Source organism: Streptomyces sp. NPDC002754 (genome assembly GCF_053592315.1).
The window spans coordinates 20,537-27,576 of sequence record NZ_JBSFVM010000053.1; the positions used below are offsets into that span (position 1 = coordinate 20,537).

Genomic DNA, 7,040 nt, shown 5'->3' on the forward strand with positions numbered 1-7,040 from the left:
TACATCAATCCCGGTTCGGCAGATTGAGCCCCGCCGGCGATTGAAGCGCGGGGTCCGGGGCGGAGCCCCGTGACGTCAACGGAATCGCCGCGGAGACCACCGCCCCCTCGCCCGGCGCCGACTCAAGCGTCAACCCGCCCCCAAGCTGCCGCACCCGGGCCCGAATCGCCGGAATCCCATGCCCCCGCACCCCGGACGCCCCCGCGGGAAGCGCGGCCGGATCGAACCCCCGCCCATCGTCGGCGACGTCAAGCACGACCTGGTCGTCGAGCAACGTCAACGTGAGCACGGCACTACGCGCCCCGGAGTGCTCCCGTACGTTGGCCAGCGCGCCCTGCGCGATCCGCAGCAGGGCCGACCGCACCCGGTCGGGCAGCCGGTCCGCGCGCCCGTCGTCGTCGACGCGGACCTGGACGGTGAGCCGGTCGCCCGACTCCCGCGCGGCCACCGCCCGCAGCGCCTCCAGCAGCCCGTGCGCGAGATCGGCGGGGGCCAGATCGTGCACGAAGCGGCGCGCCTCGGTGAGGTTGTGCTCGGTGATCGACGCGGCCGTGCCGACATGCGCGCGGGCCTTGCCGGGGTCCGCCTCCCACACCCGCTGCGCCGCCTGCAACAGCATCCGCTGGCTGGACAGGCCCTGCGCCAGGGTGTCGTGGATCTCCATGGAGAGCCGTTGCCGCTCGGCGAGTGTGCCCTCGCGGCGTTCGGAAGCGGCCAGTTCGCGGCGGGTGCGGATCAGATCGTCGATGAGCCTGCGCTGCCGCGCGGCCTGCCGTTTTCATCTGCAGGAACACGGCGGTGGCGATCACCACGACGGCCGGCGGCCCGAGCAGCAGGTCCGGGTCGAGGCGGCCGGCGAGCCGCAGCTGGGCAAGGATGACGAGCACCGTCAGGAGCCCCACCAGGACGAGCGCGGGGCGGGTCGGCAGCGTGCGCAGGCCCGTGTAGAAGAGCGGCACGGCGCACCACGCGAAGCTCGGCGCGAGCACCACGAGCACCACCCACACCACGACCACCAGCGTCAGCCACACCCGCTGCCCGACCGTGGCCCGCTCCGCGACGCCCCGCACGAGCCCGGTCCCGTACACGAGCGCCAGGAACGCGGAGAGCGCGACGATCCACGGGGCGCGCCCGTCGTGCGAGTGACGCAGCAGGAAGCGGGCCAGGGCCACCGCCAGGAGCAGGAAGAACGAGGCGTGCATGACCGCGGTGAGGCGGCGGATGTCGGTGTCGTAGCCGTCGCTGTGGTGGACGCCGTCGGCGGCGCGCTCCGGCCGGTTCCGGGTCATGGCCCCTGCACCTCCTCACGGCGTCGACCTGGGCAAACAATCCCATTCTCGCCGGGTTGTACGCCCCTGGGGTCAACCGATCGGATGACCCCGCCGTCGACCGCCCGGCACGCTGCCTCCAGCCGGTTCGTGGACGGGTGGGGGCCGGTTCCGGACCCAGGGTTGAAGGCAGAGCCCAGCCACTTCACCCAGGAGTCGTTCCCATGCAGCACGCCAAGAAGATCTCGAAGCGCACCCGCGTCGTCACCGGCACCACCCTCGCCGCCGCCATCGCCCTCGGCGGGTTCGGCGCGTACTCGGCGAGCGCCGCGGACTCGGAGCCGGCCACGCAGGCTGCCGCCGCCAAGCCCGCCGCCGCGAAGGCCGGCAACACCTTCGAGTCCAAGCACCTCACCGTGGGCGCCGCCACCGACGCCGCCGAGGCCGTCCTGAAGGCCGCGAAGAAGGAGAACCAGAAGGTCTCCGTCGCGGTGGTCGACCGCAACGGCAACACGATCGTCGAGCTGCGTGGTGACGGTGCGGGGCCGCAGTCGCCGGAGTCCGCCGTGAAGAAGGCGTACACCGCGGTGTCCTGGAACGCGCCGACGTCCGAGCTGACGAAGCGGCTTGAGCAGACGCCGAACCTGAAGGACATCCCCGGCACGCTGTTCCTTGCCGGTGGGGCGCCGGTTTCCGTCGACAAGGCGCCGATCGCGGGGATCGGTGTCGCCGGTGCGCCTTCGGGGGACCTGGATGAGAAGTTCGCCCAGGCGGGCGTCGCTGCGCTCGGCTAGGCCAATCAAGCCCCTGCGGCGATTGAGCGGCGGGGTCCGGGGCAGAGCCCCGAGGCGTCACGACCGCTGCTCAATCGCCGCAGGGGCTTAAATTGCCGAACCGAACGACCCTGCGGCGCGCAGGGTGGATGTGGAGTCGCAGCATGCAGCACACCGAGAACAACCGAACGCTCCTCGTCGCCGCCGCTCAGGGCGACGTCGACGCCGTACGGGCCGCCCTCGCGGCGGGCGCCGACGTCGAGGCCCGTGACGCGCACCGTCGTACGCCGCTTCTCCTGGCCTCCCTCAACGATCACGTCGCCGCCGCGGAGGCGCTCGTCGCGGCCGGTGCCGACGCGAACGCCCAGGACGACCGGGACGACAGCGCGTGGCTCGCCACCGGTGTCACCGGCTCCGTGGAGATGATGCGCGCCCTGCTGCCCGCCCGGCCCGACCTGAAGGTCACCAACCGGTTCGGCGGCATCTCCGTCATCCCGGCCTCTGAACGCGGCCACGTCGACTACGTACGGGCCGTCCTCCGCGAGACCGACATCGACGTCGACCACGTCAACCGGCTGGGCTGGACCGCCCTGTTGGAGGCCGTGATCCTCGGTGACGGCGGCCGCGCGCACCAGGAGATCGTCGAGCTGCTCATCACGGCGGGCGCCACCACCGATCTCCCCGACGGCGACGGCACGACCCCCCTCGAGCACGCCGAACGCCGCGGCTTCGCCGAGATCGCCGGCCTGTTGCGGGCCGTCCGGTGAGGCGCGCGGCCCTCGCGGCGATCGCCGTCGCGGTGCTCGCGACCGGGTGCGCTGCGATGCAGGCCGAGACGAACACACCCGCCAGTAAAGCGAGTTCGCCCGCGAAGAAGCAGGACACCGAAACCCCAAAAGCCGCCAGGACCCCCGACGGCACCCTCCTCGTCGCCGACTTCGGGGCCGACACGGTCTCCTTCGTAGACCCGGCCCCCGGCAAGGGCGCCTTCGACTCGGTGAAGGTCGGCCACGCCCCGTACGGGCTCGCCGTCGGTGACGACGGCCGGGCCTGGGTCGCCACCGCCGAGGGCGTCGCCGTCGTCGACACGGACAGCCGTGAACGCGAGGCCCTCATCCCGTACGAGACCGAAGGCCTCGGCCCGGTCACCGACGGCGAGTACCGCGGTGGCGGCATGGGCATCGCCCTCGCGCCCGACGGCAAGCACGCGTACGTAGGCGTCAATGTCCCTGATGGGAAAGGTGCGTTGGAGACCATCGACACCCGTGCCGGGAAGGTCACCGACACCGCCTCCGTCGGCCGGCGGCCCTTCGACGTCGACGTGTCGAGCGACGGGCGCCAGGTGTACGCCACCGATCACGACTCCTTCGACGTCACCGTCCTCGACACCCGCAGCGGCGACACCCGCCGCATCGAGGTCGCCCCGTACGGCACGGAGGGCGGCCTCGGCTCGTGGCTGAAGCCGCACTACGCCGCCGTCCGCCCCTCCGACGGCAAGCTGCTCTTCCCCTTCGAGGGCGAGAGGCTCGTCGTGGTCGACCCGGACACCGGCCGCTCGACCATCGAGTGGATGACCGCCAACACACACCAGCACGGCGTCACGATCACTCCCGACGGGACGCTCCTCGCCGTCGGCACGGGACCCATCGACCCGTCCGAGGATGAGGGGCCCTCGCTCACCGTCCGTGCCCCCGGCGGCAAGGAGAAGGTGATCCCGCTCGACGGGCCGCACGAGGACGTCGCCGTCTCCGAGGACGGCGGGACCGCGTACGTCACCGGCGGCTTCACCCGCGACGGCTACTGGAACGGCATCACGGCCGTCGACATCGACAGCGGTGACACCCGCAGACTGGCAGCGGGGGAACGGCCGTTGGGGATCGCGGTTCTGTAGGCGCCCCGGCAGTCTGCTTCAGTTTCATGCATCGAGTGAGCGTGAAACTGAAGCAGGCTTTGGGTTGTTGTGCTGAGTGGCTACAACAGTTCCTCGTCCCACTCGGGCTCGGCCAGACGCTCGCCCCGGCTGTCCGCGATGCGACGTACGTCGGTCAGGGACTCGCGCATCCGCGCCAGCAGGAACCGGAGCTGGGCCGGTGTGGACGTGTGGTCCGCGAGCATGTCCGCCGCGTGGTCCAGCAGGTCGTCCGCCATCCCGAGCTGGACACTCTCGATGTTGTCCGCGACGCGGGAGAGGTAGCCGCTGCCGTCGCTGATGAGGTAGGCGGGCTTGCCCTCCGAGGTCGCCCACGGGAGGAGGCGCGGCGTCGGCGGTCCCAGGAGGCGGGCGATAGCTTGGTTCATGTCGACCGGCTTTCTGTTGAGCCAGATTGGCCACGCCCCGGGAGGTCCCACAAACCTCGCCGGGGTTCTTCCTGTGGCCGCCCAGGGTGTGACGGGCAATCTCACGTTCTGAGACCAGAATTGGGTGCCGGTGCGTAGAGTTCCAGTAGGCAGAGAGTGACAATTCCGCTGGTCACATGGGGAGTTAGGTCATGGGTAACGCTTTCGGTGATTGGCTGCGGCAGCAGCGCGAGTCGGCAGGCCTGACGCAGCAGGCGCTCGCGGACATGGCAGTGATGACCCGTTCGCACATCGCCCACATCGAGGCCGGGCGCCGCGTCCCGTCGCAGGACGACGCGAAGCGGCTGGATCTGGCGTTGAGCACGGGGGATGTGCTGTTCAGCTTCTTGCCCAAGGGGAACGACAGGGCGGTTGCCGAGCACTTCGAGGCCGCCCGGCGGTTCGAACAACAAGCCATCATGGTCAGGGAGTTCGCACCGTCCTTCGTTCCCGGTCTGTTGCAGACCCGGGCGTACGCGGACGCGGTGCTGCGCACGAGTTTCCCTCCGCTGAGTGACGCGGAGCGTGACAGGGCCGTTGTCACACGCCTGGAGCGGGCGCACATCCTTGAGGACCCGGTGGCACCCGTACTGTGGGCGCTGCTGGACGAGGCGGTCATCCGGCGGCCGTTCGGCAGGCCGGAAGTGATGGCGGAACAGCTCACCCACATCGCCGACTTGGCCGACATCGAGCGCATCCGCGTCCATGTGATGCCGTTCGGGGCGGGCGGCTACATGCTGCTCCAGGGCATGCTCTCGCTCATGGAGTTCGAGGACCAGCCGCCGGTGGCCTATGTGGAGGGCTTGCTGACCGGCAGGGTCGAGGACTCGCCGTCCCTGGTGCGGCGAATCGAGCGCACATACGATCTCGCTCTAGGCAGCGCACTGCCGGTGAAGGAGACGGTCGATCTCCTGAGGGCGACAGCAAAGGAATACGGGCACCATGACAGCTGAGCGGCACCACATCCCCCGGGCCTCCGCGCTGAGCGGCTGGCGGAAGTCCAGCTACAGCGGAGCTGATCAGGGCAGCTGCCTCGAAGTCCTCGACGGATGTCCGACCGCCGCCGTCCCCGTCCGCGACTCCAAAGCCCCCCACGGCCCCGCCCTGCTCGTCCCAGCGACCACCTGGTCCGCGTTCGTCACCGCGGTCAAGGACGGCAACTTCGACCAGGAAATCGGGGCCGGGACGTGACGAAAGCCCCGGCCGTGTCCGCGGGTCGCGGGTACGGCCGGGGCCTTCGTCGGATCTCAACTCACCTTACGAACCTCAGACGTTGACGCCGAAGTCCTGCGCGATGCCGACCAGGCCCGAGGCGTAGCCCTGGCCCACGGCGCGGAACTTCCACTCCGCGCCGTTGCGGTACAGCTCGCCGAAGACCATCGCCGTCTCGGTCGCCGCGTCCTCGGAGAGGTCGTAGCGGGCGATCTCGGTGCCGCCGGCCTGGTTCACGATGCGGATGTACGCGTTGCGGACCTGGCCGAAGTTCTGCGTGCGGGTCTCGGCGTCGTAGATCGAGACCGGGAAGACGATCTTGTCGACGTCGGCCGGCAGCGCCGCCAGGTTGACGTTGATGGCCTCGTCGTCGCCCTCGCCCTCACCGGAGCGGTTGTCGCCGGTGTGGACGATCGACTGGTCCGGCGTCTGCTTGTTGTTGAAGAAGATGAAGTGACCGTCCGAGTAGACCTTGCCCTCGGGGTTGACCGCGATGGCCGACGCGTCGAGGTCGAAGTCGGTACCCGTGGTGGTGCGGACGTCCCAGCCGAGGCCCACGGTGACAGCGGTCAGGCCCGGAGCCTCCTTGGTGAGCGAGACGTTGCCACCCTTGGACAGGCTTACAGCCATGGTTCGGGAGTCCTTCCCTCGTTAAATACGGACGTACATGGTTGTACGTGTGCAGCCGAAGCTACTCGTACCCCTAGGAACGCCGTGAGGGGTGGGGAAGGTTCCAGGTCTCTTTACTTTCTTTACCCGGCTGCCACGGGAGGCCCGCCGGGCCGGGAAATGCGGGTGACGTGGACCGTACGGACGAGCGACCATGGACGCATGTCCGGTCCTTATCCCATCCGCGGTTCGGTCGTCCTCCCGGAGGCCGAGCTCCTTTGGCGTTTCTCGCGGTCGTCCGGGCCGGGCGGGCAGCACGTGAACACGTCCGACTCGGCGGCGGAGCTGCGCTTCGACCTCGCGGCGACGGAGGCGCTGCCGCGGGTGTGGAAGGAGCGGGCCCTGGAGCGGCTCGCGTCCCGTCTGGTGGGCGGGGTGATCTCCGTACGGGCCTCCGAGCATCGGTCGCAGTGGCGGAACCGGGAGACGGCGGCGGTTCGCCTCGCGGCGCTTCTCGCGGAGGCCACGGCGCCGCCGCCGAAGGTGCGGCGGCCCACCCGTGTCTCGCGGGGCGTCAACGAGCGTCGTCTCCGGCAGAAGAAGGCCCGCTCCGACACGAAACGGGGCCGCTCGGGCCGGGATTGGTAGTTATACCAAGCACCCGGCTTGCCATTCGAGCCCAGATCCGCACAGATCAAGCCCCTCCGGCGATTGAGGAGCGGGGTATGGGGCAGAGCCCCAGGCCCAGCCACGGCCACCCGGCGAGCGCCGGGGGGGGGGGCCCCCGCCCCCCCGCCCCCCAACCCCCCCGGGGCCGACGGCAGAGCGGCGGGGGGGGGAA

At 70.4% G+C, this 7,040-nt stretch carries 8 protein-coding genes and 1 pseudogene; 6 read left to right on the forward strand and 3 right to left on the reverse strand.

The genetic code is table 11. From position 1 onward, the window contains the following. Positions 1-4 precede the first annotated feature (4 nt). Positions 5-1,289: pseudogene (locus tag ACWD2L_RS39645) on the reverse strand (sensor histidine kinase). A gap of 203 nt (positions 1,290-1,492) precedes the next feature. Here ACWD2L_RS39645 and ACWD2L_RS39650 point away from each other — a divergent pair. The 3 genes from ACWD2L_RS39650 to ACWD2L_RS39660 all read left to right on the forward strand — a co-directional run bounded on the left by ACWD2L_RS39650 (position 1,493) and on the right by ACWD2L_RS39660 (position 3,932). Then, positions 1,493-2,062, forward strand: a complete 570-nt coding sequence (locus ACWD2L_RS39650) for a GlcG/HbpS family heme-binding protein (RefSeq protein ID WP_351343475.1) — start codon at positions 1,493-1,495, stop codon at positions 2,060-2,062. Between the two features lie 143 nt (positions 2,063-2,205). Next, positions 2,206-2,808, forward strand: a complete 603-nt coding sequence (locus ACWD2L_RS39655) for an ankyrin repeat domain-containing protein (RefSeq protein ID WP_351345847.1) — start codon at positions 2,206-2,208, stop codon at positions 2,806-2,808. Next, positions 2,805-3,932 (forward strand): YncE family protein, encoded by a 1,128-nt coding sequence (locus ACWD2L_RS39660; RefSeq protein WP_451193647.1) that lies wholly within the window; start codon positions 2,805-2,807, stop codon positions 3,930-3,932. The genes ACWD2L_RS39655 and ACWD2L_RS39660 overlap by 4 nt, the downstream gene beginning before the upstream one ends. Before the next feature lie 80 nt (positions 3,933-4,012). On the opposite strand, the gene ACWD2L_RS39665 is transcribed toward ACWD2L_RS39660, so the two are convergent. Further along, positions 4,013-4,339: a hypothetical protein gene (locus ACWD2L_RS39665; RefSeq protein WP_351345850.1), complete on the reverse strand. Its 327-nt coding sequence runs from the start codon at positions 4,337-4,339 to the stop codon at positions 4,013-4,015. Positions 4,340-4,530: 191 nt separating this feature from the next. Here ACWD2L_RS39665 and ACWD2L_RS39670 point away from each other — a divergent pair, with 191 nt between their 5' ends. Both ACWD2L_RS39670 and ACWD2L_RS39675 read left to right on the forward strand, forming a co-directional pair. Then, positions 4,531-5,331, forward strand: a complete 801-nt coding sequence (locus ACWD2L_RS39670; RefSeq protein WP_351345853.1) for a helix-turn-helix domain-containing protein — start codon at positions 4,531-4,533, stop codon at positions 5,329-5,331. Beyond that, positions 5,321-5,569: a DUF397 domain-containing protein gene (locus ACWD2L_RS39675; protein WP_351345856.1), complete on the forward strand. Its 249-nt coding sequence runs from the start codon at positions 5,321-5,323 to the stop codon at positions 5,567-5,569. Before ACWD2L_RS39670 ends, ACWD2L_RS39675 begins: the two co-directional genes overlap by 11 nt. A 75-nt stretch (positions 5,570-5,644) precedes the next feature. On the opposite strand, the gene ACWD2L_RS39680 is transcribed toward ACWD2L_RS39675, so the two are convergent. Next, positions 5,645-6,220 (reverse strand): TerD family protein, encoded by a 576-nt coding sequence (locus ACWD2L_RS39680; RefSeq protein WP_351345859.1) that lies wholly within the window; start codon positions 6,218-6,220, stop codon positions 5,645-5,647. A gap of 201 nt (positions 6,221-6,421) precedes the next feature. Here ACWD2L_RS39680 and arfB point away from each other — a divergent pair, with 201 nt between their 5' ends. Next, a complete protein-coding gene (gene arfB / locus ACWD2L_RS39685) occupies positions 6,422-6,847 on the forward strand; it encodes an alternative ribosome rescue aminoacyl-tRNA hydrolase ArfB (RefSeq protein ID WP_351345862.1) in 426 nt (141 codons plus the stop codon). Positions 6,848-7,040: the final 193 nt, after the last annotated feature.

Excerpts from the sequence above, each read along its gene's own strand:
- ACWD2L_RS39675 (WP_351345856.1), top strand. The coding sequence starts at position 5,321 with ATGACAGCTGAGCGGCACCACATCCCCCGGGCCTCCGCGCTGAGCGGC.
- ACWD2L_RS39670 (WP_351345853.1), top strand. The coding sequence starts at position 4,531 with ATGGGTAACGCTTTCGGTGATTGGCTGCGGCAGCAGCGCGAGTCGGCA.
- ACWD2L_RS39665 (WP_351345850.1), bottom strand. The coding sequence starts at position 4,339 with ATGAACCAAGCTATCGCCCGCCTCCTGGGACCGCCGACGCCGCGCCTC.
- ACWD2L_RS39680 (WP_351345859.1), bottom strand. The coding sequence starts at position 6,220 with ATGGCTGTAAGCCTGTCCAAGGGTGGCAACGTCTCGCTCACCAAGGAG.
- ACWD2L_RS39655 (WP_351345847.1), top strand. The coding sequence starts at position 2,206 with ATGCAGCACACCGAGAACAACCGAACGCTCCTCGTCGCCGCCGCTCAG.
- ACWD2L_RS39650 (WP_351343475.1), top strand. The coding sequence starts at position 1,493 with ATGCAGCACGCCAAGAAGATCTCGAAGCGCACCCGCGTCGTCACCGGC.
- arfB (WP_351345862.1), top strand. The coding sequence starts at position 6,422 with ATGTCCGGTCCTTATCCCATCCGCGGTTCGGTCGTCCTCCCGGAGGCC.